Source organism: Amycolatopsis sp. CA-126428, assembly GCF_002904335.1.
In the GTDB taxonomy this organism is placed as follows: domain Bacteria; phylum Actinomycetota; class Actinomycetes; order Mycobacteriales; family Pseudonocardiaceae; genus Amycolatopsis.
On record NZ_PPHF01000033.1, the window covers coordinates 19,948 to 33,245 of the forward strand.

14 protein-coding genes, 1 tRNA gene and 2 pseudogenes are annotated in these 13,298 nt (G+C 72.3%); 9 read left to right on the plus strand and 8 right to left on the minus strand.

The window, feature by feature from the left end; translation table 11 throughout:
* Positions 1-14 precede the first annotated feature (14 nt).
* Together C2L58_RS09755 and C2L58_RS09760 are read right to left on the minus strand one after the other, a co-directional pair.
* Complete coding sequence (locus tag C2L58_RS09755) at positions 15-824, minus strand: MerR family transcriptional regulator (RefSeq protein WP_103337240.1); 810 nt, start codon at positions 822-824, stop codon at positions 15-17.
* A complete protein-coding gene (locus C2L58_RS09760; RefSeq protein ID WP_103337241.1) occupies positions 808-2,106 on the minus strand; it encodes an amidase family protein in 1,299 nt (432 codons plus the stop codon). The genes C2L58_RS09755 and C2L58_RS09760 overlap by 17 nt, the downstream gene beginning before the upstream one ends.
* Positions 2,107-2,432: 326 nt before the next feature.
* On the opposite strand from C2L58_RS09760, the gene C2L58_RS09765 reads away from it, so the two are divergent.
* Positions 2,433-2,879, plus strand: a complete 447-nt coding sequence (locus C2L58_RS09765; RefSeq protein WP_233225649.1) for a nitroreductase family deazaflavin-dependent oxidoreductase — start codon at positions 2,433-2,435, stop codon at positions 2,877-2,879.
* A gap of 36 nt (positions 2,880-2,915) precedes the next feature.
* Here C2L58_RS09765 and C2L58_RS09770 read toward each other — a convergent pair whose 3' ends face one another.
* Complete coding sequence (locus tag C2L58_RS09770; protein WP_103337243.1) at positions 2,916-3,347, minus strand: Hsp20/alpha crystallin family protein; 432 nt, start codon at positions 3,345-3,347, stop codon at positions 2,916-2,918.
* Positions 3,348-3,454: 107 nt separating this feature from the next.
* On the opposite strand from C2L58_RS09770, the gene C2L58_RS09775 reads away from it, so the two are divergent.
* The 3 genes from C2L58_RS09775 (at position 3,455) to C2L58_RS49780 (ending at position 4,595) form a co-directional block, all read left to right on the plus strand.
* Positions 3,455-4,063, plus strand: coding sequence for an HSP18 transcriptional regulator (locus C2L58_RS09775; protein WP_103337244.1), 609 nt, complete (start codon positions 3,455-3,457; stop codon positions 4,061-4,063).
* Between the two features lie 92 nt (positions 4,064-4,155).
* Complete coding sequence (locus C2L58_RS09780; RefSeq protein ID WP_103337245.1) at positions 4,156-4,392, plus strand: DUF6480 family protein; 237 nt, start codon at positions 4,156-4,158, stop codon at positions 4,390-4,392.
* 29 nt (positions 4,393-4,421) lie between these two features.
* Positions 4,422-4,595 (plus strand): hypothetical protein, encoded by a 174-nt coding sequence (locus C2L58_RS49780; RefSeq protein WP_199191192.1) that lies wholly within the window; start codon positions 4,422-4,424, stop codon positions 4,593-4,595.
* Here C2L58_RS49780 and C2L58_RS49165 read toward each other — a convergent pair.
* The 4 genes and pseudogenes from C2L58_RS49165 to mdlC form a co-directional block, all read right to left on the minus strand.
* Entirely contained in the window at positions 4,592-4,750 is a 159-nt protein-coding gene (locus tag C2L58_RS49165) for a hypothetical protein (protein ID WP_158264098.1), read from the minus strand. The genes C2L58_RS49780 and C2L58_RS49165 overlap by 4 nt on opposite strands.
* A 31-nt stretch (positions 4,751-4,781) precedes the next feature.
* A pseudogene (locus C2L58_RS09785) lies at positions 4,782-5,985 on the minus strand (MFS transporter).
* Positions 5,986-6,001: 16 nt separating this feature from the next.
* The gene (locus tag C2L58_RS09790; RefSeq protein WP_199191193.1) at positions 6,002-7,429 is read right to left on the minus strand and encodes a benzaldehyde dehydrogenase; all 1,428 of its coding nucleotides are present in this window, start codon (positions 7,427-7,429) and stop codon (positions 6,002-6,004) included.
* 2 nt (positions 7,430-7,431) lie between these two features.
* Positions 7,432-9,000: a benzoylformate decarboxylase gene (gene mdlC, locus C2L58_RS09795; RefSeq protein WP_103337247.1), complete on the minus strand. Its 1,569-nt coding sequence runs from the start codon at positions 8,998-9,000 to the stop codon at positions 7,432-7,434.
* A gap of 93 nt (positions 9,001-9,093) precedes the next feature.
* Here mdlC and C2L58_RS09800 point away from each other — a divergent pair, with 93 nt between their 5' ends.
* A complete protein-coding gene (locus tag C2L58_RS09800) occupies positions 9,094-9,984 on the plus strand; it encodes a LysR family transcriptional regulator (RefSeq protein WP_103337248.1) in 891 nt (296 codons plus the stop codon).
* On the opposite strand, the gene C2L58_RS09805 is transcribed toward C2L58_RS09800, so the two are convergent.
* Positions 9,981-10,415 carry a cellulose-binding domain-containing protein gene (locus C2L58_RS09805; RefSeq protein ID WP_103337249.1) on the minus strand — a complete coding sequence of 145 codons (435 nt, stop codon included), beginning with the start codon at positions 10,413-10,415 and terminating at the stop codon, positions 9,981-9,983. The two genes, C2L58_RS09800 and C2L58_RS09805, sit on opposite strands and share 4 nt — an antisense overlap.
* 614 nt (positions 10,416-11,029) lie before the next feature.
* Between C2L58_RS09805 and C2L58_RS09810 the strand changes: the two genes are divergently transcribed.
* From C2L58_RS09810 to C2L58_RS09825, 4 genes and pseudogenes are all read left to right on the plus strand, one after another.
* A tRNA-Leu gene (locus tag C2L58_RS09810) sits at positions 11,030-11,116 on the plus strand.
* Between the two features lie 224 nt (positions 11,117-11,340).
* Positions 11,341-11,691 carry a hypothetical protein gene (locus tag C2L58_RS09815; protein ID WP_103337250.1) on the plus strand — a complete coding sequence of 117 codons (351 nt, stop codon included), beginning with the start codon at positions 11,341-11,343 and terminating at the stop codon, positions 11,689-11,691.
* A complete protein-coding gene (locus C2L58_RS09820; protein ID WP_103337251.1) occupies positions 11,675-12,715 on the plus strand; it encodes a tyrosine-type recombinase/integrase in 1,041 nt (346 codons plus the stop codon). The genes C2L58_RS09815 and C2L58_RS09820 overlap by 17 nt, the downstream gene beginning before the upstream one ends.
* A pseudogene (locus tag C2L58_RS09825) lies at positions 12,712-13,110 on the plus strand (DUF2637 domain-containing protein); the annotation flags it as partial. The gene C2L58_RS09820 and the pseudogene C2L58_RS09825, both read left to right, overlap by 4 nt.
* Between the last annotated feature and the right edge of the window lie 188 nt (positions 13,111-13,298).

The following is a 13,298-nucleotide window of genomic DNA, read 5'->3' on the forward strand; positions in this document are numbered from 1 at the left end:
GCGGCGGAGTTCGCCTAGCTGATCGGCTCCTGCAGCTCCGTCACCCAGCCCGCCGGATCCTCCGGGCAGTCCAGGTACACCTCCCGCTGCGGCCCGGCCGACCGGCAGCCGTGGTCGTCGATCCAGCGCACCACCGCCTGCCAGCCGGGCAGGACGCCGTCGATCGCGCCGCGGTGGACGAGCGTCGCCGCGCGGGTGGGTGGCAGGTCCACCACCGCCAGGCCGTTGAGATCGCCGCCGCCCACCGATGCCGGGACCGCGGCGTGCACGATGACCTCGTCCTCCGCGCGCTGCTCGTAGTAGCAGGTCAGCCTGCCCGCCGGCGTGACGTCCGCCTGCGGGAGGCGGCGGCCGAGCTCCGCGCACAGCGGGTGGACGACCGGCCCGATCGCCTCCGGCGCGAACCCGGCCGCGACCGCCGTCAGCTCCACCACCCGCAGGCCGGGCAGCTCCTTGACGACGACGTCGTGGGCCGGCGGCCGGCCCTCCGCCTCGATGGTCCGCAGCCGCGCTTCGACCTGGGCCAGCCGGGCCGCGCCTTCGGCCAGCGCGGCTTCCAGCTCCGCGCGCCGCAGCGCCAGCATCCCGCGCACCTGCTCGACCGTGACCTCGTCCGCCAGCAGCGTGGCCACCTGCTCCAGCGTGAACCCGAGGTCCTTCAGCGCGACGATCCGGTTGAGCCGCGCGAGCTGGCCCGCGGTGTAGCTGCGGTAGCCGGTCGCGGGGTCGACGCGGGCCGGGCGCAGCAGGCCGAGCGCGTCGTAGTGGCGCAGCATCCGGACCGAAACCCGGCCGTGGCGGGCGAAATCACCGATCGAGAACACGGCTCGATCCTTCCCCAGGCGGGACGAACCCGCCGACGACGTCCGCGGCGAGTTCCGCGAACGTGATCGCGGTGGCGTCCTCGTGCGCGGGCCCGACGACCTGCAGCCCGGCCGGCCGCGCCCCGCCCACCGGGGCGCTGACCGCCGGGAGCCCGGGCAGCGACGCCTGCGCGATCCAGTACACCTGGTCTTCGTAGCGGTGCCGGTCGTCGTGGGCCGGCGCCGTGGTGAACACCGTCGGGCAGAGAAAGACGTCGACGTCGGCGAAGTACCGCTCCCAGGCGGCGGTCAACGCCGCCCGCCGCCGCTCCTGCGCGGCGGTCCCGGCCGGTTCGCGCCCCTCTTGGCTCGCGAAGAACAGTTCCACCTGGAAGCCGAACGCCTCGGCCTGGGCGATCGGGTCGACGTCCGCCGGCCAGCCCGCGCGGATCCGCACCCCGGCGCGGGCCAGTGCATCGACGGCGTCCGACAGCACCGCGCCGACCTCGCCGGTCACCGGGCAGGCCGGATCGTCGAGCACGACGCCGACGCGGAAGTCCTCGAGCCGGGACCGCCGGGCGGGCCGCAGCGGGCCGCCGGTGACTTCCAGGGCGAGCCGCAGATCAGCCGCCGAGCGGGCCAGGGGACCCACCGCCGAGGGGAATTCCCGGGCGAGCGGCGCGGGCGGCCCCGGGGGCTGGAACCCGCGCAGCGGCACGGTGCCCGGGGTGGGTTTGAGGCCGTACACGCCGCAGTAGGCGGCCGGGATCCGGATCGACCCGGCCAGGTCGGAGCCGTATTCGAGGTACGTCAGGCCGTCGGCGAGCGCGGCCGCGGCGCCCCCGCTCGAGCCGCCCGGCGTCCGGGTGGGGTCTCGCGGGTTGAGCGTCCGCCCGTGGAGCGGGTTGTCGGTCCGGCCGAAGTCCGCCAGCAGGTGGTGCACGTTCGACTTGCCCACGACGATCGCGCCCGCGGCCCGCAGCCGGGCGACGACCGCCGCGTCCTCCTCCGCGACGCAGCCCGCGAACGCCGGCTCGCCCCAGGTCGTCGGCAGGCCCTGCACGGCGAAGGCGTCCTTGACCGTCATCGGGACGCCGTGCAGCGGGCCGACGTCGTCGCCGCGCGCCACGGCCCGATCGGCCTCCGAAGCGGCCTCGAGCGCGAAGTCGCGGCAGGTGGCGATCACGGCGTTGACCGTGGAGGCGTCGATGCGGGCGAAGAGCTGTTCGGTCAGGTCGCGCGCCGAGAGTTCGCCGCGGCGGATCCCGGCGGCCACCTCGATCGCGGTGCGGAAAGGCGTCATGGGTCCGGGATAGCGCCTGACACGGTGTCAGGGTCAACGGGTTTCCCCGGCCCGCCGTGGCGGGTAGCCCTCCGGTGATCGCCGTCCGATTCGCGGGCGGCGCAGAGCGGCGGAGGGAAGACCGATGTCCACCGCACCCCCGATACCGCCCGAACCGGTCCAGCCCGCGCCCGTCGTCCCGGACCCGGGGCCGGACCGGCCGCTCCCGGAACCCGGTGTGCCCGTGCCGGACCCGCTGCCGCCGGAGCCGTCTCCCGGTCCCGGCCGCGATGGACTATGACTTGCAGATCATATGAGTTTCGTATGACTTCGTGTACCGTCGTGGCATGACAACAGCGCAGAGCTACCGCCGGATGGTCAACGCCGGCAACAAGATCGTCGTGGGCCTGCAGCGGCTCGGCGTCGCCTTCGGCCCGATGCAGCTGCTCACCGTGCCCGGCCGGCGCACCGGCGTGCCCCGCACGTTCCCCATCGCGGTCATGCCGATCGACGGTGCCCGCTACATCGTCCAGGCCTATCCGAAGGCGGCCTGGGTGGCGAACGTGCGGGCCGCGGGCGAGGTGACGCTCACCCGCGGCCGCCGTTCGTCGGTCGCCCGGCTGGCCGAGCTGCCGGTGCCGGAGCGGCGGCCGGTCCTGCGCCGGCTCGTCGAAACGAGCCCGGCGAGCGTGGGGAAGCGGTTCGTGACGACCGGCCTGGCGGACGCCCCGACGCCGGACGCTGTCGCGGCGGCCGCGGAGCGCATCGCGGTCTTCCGCGTCGAACAGTCCTGAGCCGGCGGCGGGCCGGGCGCACCCGGCCCGCCGGGGTCACGCCTCGATCTGCGTGCGGTCGCCGGCGCCCCCGACTTCGATGCGCCGCGGCTTCGCCTTCTCGACGATCGGGATGCGGACGGTCAGCACCCCGGCGTCGTAGTTCGCGGTGATGTGCTCGGTGTCCAGGGTGTCACCGAGGAACAGCTGGCGGGAGAACACGCCCAGCCGCCGCTCGGAGACGTGCATCCGGACGTCGCCACCGGTCGGCAGGGGCCGTCGTTCGGCCTTGACCGTGAGGACGTTGCGCTCGACGTCCAGCTCGACGGCGCCGGGATCGACGCCGGGCAGGTCGAAGCACACCACGAACTCGTCGCCGGCGCGGTAGGCGTCCATCGGCATCGCGGCCGGCTTCGACCAGGTGCCGACGCCGAAGACCTGCTGGGCGAACCGGTCGAAGTCGCGGAACGGGTCGGTGCGCATCAACATCGGGATCCACCTCCTGGGAACTCGTCGACTCTGGTGTCAACACGCGAAGCTGTTCTAGCATGTCGTCAAAACGATGACAAGGTGTGGGTCGTCGAAAGGATGACACGATGGACGGGATCGATCCCCCCGGCGCGCTGCGCCGGATCCAGGAGACGGTCGCGGCCGCCCGGGCCGGGGCCGGCGACCAGGACCGGGTGCTGGACGCGCTGTCCGGCCTGCGGCTGCTGCGCGAGGAGCTGGCGAGCTGGGAACCGGAGCTGATCGCGGCGGCCAGGGCGGCCGGCGCCAGCTGGGTGGCGCTCGCGCCCGCGCTGGGCGTCGCGAGCCGCCAGGCCGCGGAACGGCGTTACCTGCGGCTGCAGCCGTCGCACACCGGCGAGAAGACCGGCGAAGCGCGGGTCGACGCGGAACGCGACCGGCGCGCGGGCGACCGGGCCGTCGCCGACTGGGCCCGCCGCAACTCCGCGATCCTGCGCCAGCTCGCCGGCCGCGTCAGCGGGCTCGACGGGCTGGGCCCGGCCGGGCAGGCCAGCGCCGACCGCCTCGGCGCGGCCCTGGGCGACGACGACCCGGCGACGCTGCTCCCGCCGCTGGCCGCCGCGCAGCCGCACCTGACCGGCGCGCACGCCGGGCTGGCCGAGCAGCTCGGTGAGATCTCGGCCCACACCGACCAGCTGCGCCGCGACGCCGCCGGCCACCGCCGGTCCCGGGATTGACCGGGTTTGACCGGGTTTGATCGGGATGGCCCGGGTTTGCCCGGCTCCGGGCCGGGCACCCGCCGCGGGACCGACGGAAGGACGGTGCCGCCATGACCGCCGAACCCCCGGATCCGGACCCCCGCCGGACCCCGGACCTGGAAGCCGGGGGCGGGGTGCCGCCGGGCAGCACGCCGCCCGACTCCGCCCAGACGTCGGGGCTGTCGCACCCGCAGCCGATGCCGTCCAAGGCGATGCCGGTGCTGTGGCTGGTCCTGACCGGTGTCCTCGTGCTGATGGTCGCCGGGCTGGTCATCGCGCTCGCGTTCGGCTGGCTGCGGGGTGTCTGAGATCGTTCCGGATCGGGTACTCGCGAAGCATGACCGACACCCCTGACCGCACCGAAACCCGCGCCGAGCTGCTGCCCGAAGAGCAGAACGTGGACAGCGCGGACCCCGAGGGCCAGGCCCGCGAGGTCCTGCGCGACTCCGACCGCCGCACCGAGCACCCGGAGGCGACGCAGGGCCGCCGCCATCCGGAAGACACGGTCTAGCCGCCGCGGGAGTTCTCCTGCGTGGCCGGATGCCCCGGCCGCGCCTTCGCGTCTTCGTCTTGCGGCGGCCCGTCGGGCTCTTCGCGGCGGGGCGGCTCGACGACCCGGTTCCCGCTCGAGTCCACCTCGCCGGTCTCGTCGTGGGGCTGCGACATCGTTCCTCCTCGGGTGGCCGGTCCTTCGCGGCTACCCGGCGGACACGGGCGCCAACCGCTCCTCGGACCGCGTCTCGCCGCGCAGCAACAGCACCGCGACCAAACCCAGCCCCGCCACGACGGCGAAGAAGTAGAAGCCCCACGGATAAGCGACCCCGGCGGTGACCAGCGCCCCGGTGACGAACGGGCCGAGGATCGACCCCAGCCGCCCGACCGCCGACGTCAGCCCGAGCGCGGGTACCGCGGGCCGACGCCGGGAAGGCGTGCGCGACGTAGCCGTAGATCAGCACCTGCGCGGAGAACACGAAGACGCCGGTCAGCAGCACGACCGCGTTGAGCACGACCGCGTTCGGGATCTTCAGGCTCAGCGCCGCCAGCAGCACCGCCCCGGCACCGAACCAGATCCGCGCGATCGGGCGGATGCCGAACCGGTCGGCGATCGTGCCGGCCAGCACCAGCCCGAGCACCGCGCCGATGTTGAGCACCAGCAGCAGCGTGATCGACGTCGAGATCGGGTAGCCCGCCGTGCGCATCAGCTGCGGCAGCCAGGTGTTGAGCCCGTAGACCAGCAGCAACCCCATGAACGAACCGGTCCACACGGCGATGCTGGTCCGCCGGAACCGGCCGCTCAGCAGGTCTTTCAGCCCCACGCGTTCGTGCTGGTCCCGGGCCGCGAGGTAGGCCGCGGACTCCGGCAGCTTCCACCACATCAGCGGCACGGCCAGCAGGCCGATGACCCCGCCGCCGTAGAAGAGCAGGTGCCAGTCCTCCTTGGCGGACAGCGCGAGGACCGACGTCAGCACCGCGCCGACGTGGTAGCCGGTCATGGTGAACGTGCTCGCGCTGGCGCGCCGCCGGGCCGGCAGGTTCTCCGACATCACCGTCAGCGCCACCGGCATGCACGCGCCGAGGCCGAGCCCGGCGACGAACCGGAACACCCCGAACGTCGCGACGTTCGGCGCCAGCGGCGTCACCAGGGTGAACAGCGAGAACAGCAGGACCGAGCCGATGAGCAGCACGCGGCGGCCGAACCGGTCGGTCAGCGGGCCGAGACCGGCGGCCCCGACGGCCACGCCGATCAGCGACACCGCGCCCGCCGCGGTGAAGCCGAGGTAGCCGCTCTTGAGCAGGGTCGGGATGGTGGCGCCGAGCGCGACCAGGTCATAGCCCTCGAGCAGGACGGTCAGCCAGCAGAGGACCGCCGTCCACGCGCCGCGGGTGGGAGACGTCGTCATTGTCGTGCTCCTCGGATCAGAAGGGGTAGTTCGCGATGTCCGCGCGGACGGTCAGCCACTGCGTCTCGGTGAAGGCCTCGATGTTGGCCTTCGCCCCGCCGAAGCGGGAGCCGTTGCCGGAGTCGCCGACGCCGCCGAAGGGCGCGGTCGGTTCGTCGCCGACGGTCTGCTCGTTGATGTGCACCTTGCCCGAGCGGATCTCCTCGGCCAGCGTCATCGCGGTGCCGACGTCGCCGAGGATGCCGACCGAGAGGCCGTATTCGGAGTCGTTGACCAGCCGGGCGGCCTCGTCGAGGTCGCGGTAGGCGCGCACCGGCGCCACCGGGCCGAAGATCTCCTCGCGCCAGGCCGGGCTCGCGTCGTCGAGTCCGAAGAGGACGGTCGGCGGGTAGAACGGCGCGTCGGGCTTCCCGCCCGCCAGGACCTGCGCACCGGCCGCGACACTGCGGTCGACGACGTCGGTGACGTGGGCGAGCTGGCGGCCGTCGATGATCGGGCCGAGCGCGACGTCGCTCTCGGCCGGGTTCCCCACCGGAAGCCGCCGGGCCTTCTCCGCGACGGCTTCGACGTATGCGTCCACCTGGGACTCTTGGACGAGGTGGCGGCCGGTGGTCATGCAGATCTGGCCCTGGTGCAGGAAGGAGCCGAACGCGCCGGCGGAGGCCGCCTTGGCGACGTCGGCGCCCGGCAGCACGACGAGCGCGTTGTTGCCGCCCAGCTCCAGGTGCACGCGCTTGAGCGAACGCGCGGCGGCTTCGCCGACCTTCCGCCCGGCCGCGGTCGAGCCGGTGAACGACACCACCGAGACCTCCGGCGCGTCGACCACCGCGGCGCCGACTCCCGTGTCCCCGGGCAGCAGGTGCAGCAGGCTTTCGGGCAGCCCGGCCTCCTCGAAGACACGCAGGATGCTCACCCCGCCGGACACCGCGGTCCGCAGGTCCGGCTTGAGCAGCACGGCGTTGCCGAGCGCGAGCGCGGGCGCCACCGAGCGGATGGCCAGGATCAGCGGGAAGTTGAACGGCGAGATCACCGAAACCACCCCGGCCGGCACCCGGCGGGCCAGCGACCAGCGCGGTTCGCCGGTGCTCAGCACCTCGCCGAGCGGGTGGGTGGGCAGGGCCGCGGCCTCGAAGCAGATCCCGGCCGCCATTTCTGTTTCGATCCCGGCCTTGGGCCGCGTCGAACCGGCTTCGCGGACGAGCCAGTCCTGCACCTCGGCGGCGTGCGCCTCCCACAGGTCACCGGCGCGGCGCAGCACGGCGGCGCGTTCGGCGGGCTTGCGCCGGGCCCAGTCGCGCTGGGCCTTCGCGGCGGCCGCGGCGGCTTCCGCGACGTCGTCCGGTGTCGCGATGCCCACGCGGCCCAGGATTTTCCCGGTGGCCGGTTCGACGACCGGGTGGGTTCCGCCGCTACCGCCGGCGAATTCTCTTGCGAGCAGGGTCATGATCACTCCGGTGTGGTCGGTTCGGTGTCGACCTGGATCAGCCGCGGGCCGTCCGGGGTCGTCTTGAGCTGGGCGCGCAAGTCGTCTTCGTCGCCGGCGGTGGTGGCTTCGACGCCGTACCCGGCGGCGATGGCCGTGAAATCGAGCCCGGGGATCTCCGTGCCGGGCACGTCCGGCGTCCCGAGCAGCTCGCCGAACCACCGCAGGGCGCCGTAGACGCCGTTGCGCAGGATCACGAAGGTGACCGGCACGCGGTAGTGCGCGGCGCTCCACAACGCCGTGATGCCGTAGTTGGCCGAGCCGTCGCCGATGACGCCGACGACCGGGCGATCCGGGCTGCCCATCGCGACGCCGACCGCGGCGGGCAGGCCGAAACCGAGCCCACCGGCGGCCGGGAAGAAGTACGAGCCTTCGCGGCGCAGGTCCATCTGCCGCCACCAGGCCGAGTTCGTCGACGTCGACTCGACGACGTAGCGCGTGTCGCCCGCCTGGGTGTCGCGCAGCGCGGCGAACACCTGCTCGGGGTGCAGCGCTTTCGCGCCGGTCTTGGGCTCCGGCGTCTCGACGTAGCCGCTTGTCGTGCCCCGGGCGGGGACTTTCGTCAGCAGCGCCTCGATCACCGGCGCGGGGTCGGCGACCAGCGCTTCGCCCATCGGCGCGCGGGCCGCGGCGCCGAAGTCGTCGGTGACCTGGATCAGCCGCGTGCCCTCCGGCAAGTACGCGCCGGGCACGTGCTGGTGGTAGCGGAAGACCGGCGCGCCGAGCACCAGCACGAGGTCGTGGCCGGTCAGCGCGGCCGACACCGGCGCGATGCCGGCGGGCAGCACGCCCCGGAAGAGCCGGTGCCGGTTGGGGAAGGGCAGCCGGTGCGGCGACGGCGCCACCCAGGTCGCCACGCCGAGGTGCTCGGCGAGGGCGACGGCCCGGTCGAACAGCCCGGTGGCGTCGATGTCGCCGCCCAGGACCAGCGCCGGGTTCCGCGCCGCGGCGACGGCCGTGACGAGGGCGTCGAGCTGGGCTTCGCTCGGAGCCAGACCTCGCTGGACCTGCCGGTCGAGCGTCGCGGTCTCCGCCAGCTCCACGGCCCAGTCGTCGTAGGGCACCGAGAGGTAGCTCGGACGCCGGTGCAGCTCGGCCTCGAACACGGCCTGCGCGAGCGAGCGCGGCACGTCCGCGGCGCAGCTCGGCTCGCCCGACCAGGCGACCAGGGGGCGCATCAGCTGCGTCGCGTCGACGTTGGCGAGCATCGCCTCCAGCCCGATCGCCGTCCGGACCTGCTGGCCGGCGGTGAGCACCAGGGGAGTGCGGGAGTAGACGGCGTTGGTGAGCGCCCCCATCGCGTTGCCGGAGCCGGCGGCGGCGTGCAGGTTGACCAGCACCGGGCGGCCGGTCGCCTGGGCGTAGCCGTCGGCCATCCCGACGACGGCGCCTTCGTGCAGGCCGAGGACGTAGCGGAAGTGCTCCGGCAACTCGGCGAGGAACGGCAGCTCGTTGGAACCGGGGTTGCCGAAGACGGTGGTCAGGCCACGGCGGTCCAGGAACTCGTGGGCGAGCCGGCGGGCGGTGGGCATGGGCGGGCCTCCTCGAAGTCGGACCGACCCTATGGAGCTGCTCGCGTGTGTTCCAATAAATGTTGCCTCGGTGCTTCATAGAGGGGATCGATGATGCCGGACTTCGACCTCAACCTGGTGCGCACGTTCGTGCTGCTGTACGAGACCCGCAGCGTGACCGCCACGGCCGAGTCCCTGCACGTCACGCAGCCGACGATCAGCTACAGCCTGCAGAAGCTGCGGCGCCGGTTCGCCGACGAGCTGTTCCGCCGCACCGGCGGCGGCCTGGTCCCGACGACGACGGCCCGCGCGCTGTACGAGCCCCTGCACAGCGCGCTGTCCGAGATCGAGACGGCGGTGAGCGGCGCGAAGTCGTTCTCGCCGTCGACGGCCCGGACGGCGTTCACGCTGTGCCTGTCGGACCTGGGGGAGATCTCGCTGCTGCCGCGTCTGATGGCGGCGCTGCCCGCCCACGCTCCCGGGGTGACGCTGACGGTCCGGCCGTTGGACGTCGACCGTGCGGCCGACCAGCTCGGCCGGGGCGAGATCGACGCGTTCATCGCGTCCTCGCTGATCAGCTCCCAGCGGGTGGCCCGGATCCCGCTGTTTTCCGAGGGCTACCTCGGCATGGTGACGCGCGACCACCCGCGCCTGGGGGCGACGGTGTCGTCCGGCGAGCTGGCGGCGGAGCGCCACGTGACGGTGTTCGGCCCGACCGGCCACGACGGCCCCCGCCGCGCGCTGGAGGCGTGCGGCCTGCTCGACCGCGTGGTACTGGAGGTGACCCGGTTCGCGGCGCTGCCGTACCTGGTGCAGGACGGCGAGCTGGTGGCGATGGTCCCGCGGCTGGTGGCGGAGATGTTCGCGGCCGAGCACCGGGTCCGGCTGTTCGAGCTGCCGATGGAGGTCGAGCCGGCCCAGGTGTCGGTGTACACGCGGCACACGCACGCCCGCAGCCCGGCCCAGCACTGGCTGGTGGGCTTCATGCGCGAGGTGCTGGGCTAGGTCGTCTGGCAGCGGACGCCGTTGAGCGTGAAGCCGACGGCGGCGGGGTTGCCGCGGCTGAACGAGCCGTTGAAGCCGATGTCGATCGTCGTGCCCGGGGCCATGCTGAGGTTGTAGGAAACCGCTTTCATCGTGACCCGCGAGCCGCTTTGGGAGAAGTCGCCGTTCCAGCTGTGCGTGACCTGCTGTCCGGCGGTGAAGTTCCAGGTGGCGGTCCAGGGGTTGAGCGCCTGGTTGCCGGTGTTGGTGACGTAGACGTTGGCGGTGAACCCGTTGGGCCACGAATCGGTGATGTCGTACCGGACCGAGCACGAGGCGACCGGAGCGGGCGGCGGGGGAGCGGCCTCGGTCGGGCTGGTGGTGGCCGTGGTCCTGGGCGCCGTCGTCGTCGGAGAGGCGGAGGTCGAGGTCTGCCGGAGCACGGTCGGCACCGGCGTCGGACTCGGCGCCGTGGTGGCAACCGGCCGCGGAGTGGTGGCGGGAGCAAGCGGATCGGCAACCAAGGCGGCTTGCCGCCCGGGCGAGCTTTCCGAGGTGACGGCGATGATCACGAGGCTCCCGAGGACGACAACGGCCCCGCAAAGGGCGGAGACCCACCGAATCCGCCGCCCCGCGCGCTGCTGAGCGGCGGCGGCCTCCCGCGCCCGCTGCTCGAGCCGTTCCCGGTAGCCGTCACCGGTGTCATCTTCACGGAGCCGGGCGAGGGGTTCGGAGGCATCCAGCGCCCGAGGCGTGGCCCCGGTTTCCCGCAGCAGCTCACCAACGGAAATCTCATCACCAGACCGCCAACCGGCGCGCGCCATACCGGAACCTCCAGGTCCTGAGGGCGCTCGAACGCGCTGGGTTGCCCGGCGAATCCTAGGAAGCAGAACCGGTCTTGTAAACCGTGTGAGCCCCAGCGTTTCCCAGGCTTTGACCGGGTGTAGCAGCGCCTGGATCGATGCAGAGCCGCAGAACCGGCCGATGATGCCAGACCCGGTCCGGGTGTGGAGTCGGACCCCCCTGAACGAGGGAGCAGGGTGGCCGTATACTCTTTTCTCAGCAGGTCCGAGTGGCGGAATGGCAGACGCGCTAGCTTGAGGTGCTAGTGCCCTTAACGGGCGTGGGGGTTCAAGTCCCCCCTCGGACACCAAAGTCGGTGAATCTTCCCGCACCAGTGAGTATCAGGCCAGTCACGATGCGTTGCGTGCTGGCCATCCTTCTTCTGTAGCGTACGGCGCTCCTCATCGTCATGGTGGCGAGGCCGTCGCTACGGTGATCCCGCCTCGCACAGCGGCAGCTCCGGTCGAGCGTCCTGCGGCCTCGGGTGTTGTTCCGTTCCCTGTTCCGCAGGTGCCTGCGGTTCGCTCGGGCGTGATGCAGTACGGCCTCGCGCGGATTGATGCGTCGGGGCGGGTGGCGGACCGGTCGATCGTGAAGACCCTCGGCTGGCGTTCCGGCGACCGCCTGGCGATCACCGTGGTCGAGAGCGCGGTCGTCGTGCATCGCGATCCGGCCGGCGTGTTCGCCGTTCCGCCGACGCCATATCTCGTTTTGCCCGCGGTCGTGCGGCGGCGGGCTGGCGTGCGCGCGGGTGATCAGCTCTTGGTCGCCGTCGACTCCACGTGCGGCGTGCTGGTGATCCATCCGCTGGCTGCCCTCGACACCATGCTCGTCGGTTACCACGCCTCCCTGCTGGGAGGTGATCACGATGATCGGATCGAGTAGCACGGCAGAGCTGGACGCGGCACGTCTGTTGCTGGCGAAGATGGGCATCGACCCGGCCGAGCTGTTCGCAGCGCCGGTCGTGCGACCGGAGGTGCCGACGTTCGCCGAATACATCCCGGTGGTGGCTGCTGCGGTGTCGGACAGTACCCGGCGGGCCTATTCGTCGTACTGGAAACGCCTCGAGCAGCATTGGGGTTCGCGTCGGCTCGACGAACCGACCCCGACCGAGTTGAAACAGCTGGCCGAGGAAGCGAAAGCGCAGGCGTTGGTCCGCCGGAATTCCCGTGGTGGGCGCAGCGCGGCGGAGAATTTCGTCGCGGCTGCCCGGTGTCTGTACCGTCATGCCGAGGACGACGGTGTGATCTCCGAGGGCGGCAATCCCGCGCGGAAGGTGGCCAAGCCCCGTCGGCTTCCTTCGACGCGTCGTGCTGTGCACGATGTCGGGCTGGCCGAGATCAACGAGGCGGCCGCCACCACCGGCGATGACCCCGAACTCGACACGCTCCTGTTGCGGCTGCACACCGAGACGGCGTGCCGCCGAGGAGGCGCGTTGAACCTGCGTCCCCGTGATCTGGATTCCGTGCAGTGCCTGATCTATCTGCGGGAGAAGGACGGTGCGGTCCGGTGGCAGCCGGTGTCCCCGACGTTGATGGGCTACTTGCTGGCGCATGCTGAGCAGCGCGGCGCAACCCATCCCGAGGGGCAGTTGCTGCGGTACCGGCACGGCGAGCCGATCACCAAGCGCCGCTACGACCATCTCTGGGATCGCATCGGCCGCCACGTCCCCTGGGTGCGCACCCAGGGCGTGTCCACCCACTGGCTGCGGCACACCACGCTGACCTGGGTCGAACGCAACTTCGGCTACGCGATCGCCCACGCCTACGCGGGCCATCACGACGCGTCCGACAGCGCCACCACCACCTACGTCAAAGCTGGCCTCGCCGACATCGCCACCGCGTTGGCGGCGCTCACCGGCGAAGCCCATCCGCTCGCCGACGGAACGTCCTGGGAGGCGCGATCATGAGTCAGGGAGGGACGAACAAGGCGTTGTGGGTGCAGTGCGCGTGCACGGCCCTGGTGCCACTCGGCGCGGCTTACGCCTCCTACCGCCACGGCCGCAGTTCGCTCTGAGATTTGGTGCCGACGCCTCGACTGCGGCGATCTGGCCGCTCATCGTCGACGGCCTGCTGACCACCGCCACGGTCGAGCTGTGGAAGGTCGGCCAAGGCAACCAGGCCGGCGGTCGCTGGGCTGCATGGCTCGCGTTCGTGTTCGGCATTTCCTTGTCGTTGTGTGCCAACATCGGCGCGGCTCCCACGCTGAGCGTGCTGTCCATCATCGTCGCGGCCTGCCCACCCCTGGCTCTGCTGCTCGCGGTCGAGCTGCTGAACCGGGCACTCAAACGCCATCGGGCGTCAACGGCCCAGGGGGACGCCGTCACGAGCGTCGGGACAACTGAGCTCGCGGTCGAGACGTGTCTCGCTGAGGTCCCGGACGAGGTCGCGTCTTCCGAGCCGACAGCCGAACAGCGCATGTGGGTCTGCCCAGACTTCGGTTGACACCGGGGCTGACGGTTTCTCAGGCCGCTGACGCGGTCGTGTAGATAG

Bases quoted from the DNA above. Each gene is read 5' to 3' on its own strand.
- C2L58_RS09760 (WP_103337241.1), bottom strand. From the start codon at position 2,106: ATGACGCCTTTCCGCACCGCGATCGAGGTGGCCGCCGGGATCCGCCGC.
- C2L58_RS09765 (WP_233225649.1), top strand. From the start codon at position 2,433: ATGACAACAGCGCAGAGCTACCGCCGGATGGTCAACGCCGGCAACAAG.
- C2L58_RS09770 (WP_103337243.1), bottom strand. From the start codon at position 3,347: ATGTTGATGCGCACCGACCCGTTCCGCGACTTCGACCGGTTCGCCCAG.
- C2L58_RS09775 (WP_103337244.1), top strand. From the start codon at position 3,455: ATGGACGGGATCGATCCCCCCGGCGCGCTGCGCCGGATCCAGGAGACG.
- C2L58_RS09780 (WP_103337245.1), top strand. From the start codon at position 4,156: ATGACCGCCGAACCCCCGGATCCGGACCCCCGCCGGACCCCGGACCTG.
- C2L58_RS49780 (WP_199191192.1), top strand. From the start codon at position 4,422: ATGACCGACACCCCTGACCGCACCGAAACCCGCGCCGAGCTGCTGCCC.
- C2L58_RS49165 (WP_158264098.1), bottom strand. From the start codon at position 4,750: ATGTCGCAGCCCCACGACGAGACCGGCGAGGTGGACTCGAGCGGGAAC.
- C2L58_RS09790 (WP_199191193.1), bottom strand. From the start codon at position 7,429: ATGACCCTGCTCGCAAGAGAATTCGCCGGCGGTAGCGGCGGAACCCAC.
- mdlC (WP_103337247.1), bottom strand. From the start codon at position 9,000: ATGCCCACCGCCCGCCGGCTCGCCCACGAGTTCCTGGACCGCCGTGGC.
- C2L58_RS09800 (WP_103337248.1), top strand. From the start codon at position 9,094: ATGCCGGACTTCGACCTCAACCTGGTGCGCACGTTCGTGCTGCTGTAC.
- C2L58_RS09815 (WP_103337250.1), top strand. From the start codon at position 11,341: ATGCAGTACGGCCTCGCGCGGATTGATGCGTCGGGGCGGGTGGCGGAC.
- C2L58_RS09820 (WP_103337251.1), top strand. From the start codon at position 11,675: ATGATCGGATCGAGTAGCACGGCAGAGCTGGACGCGGCACGTCTGTTG.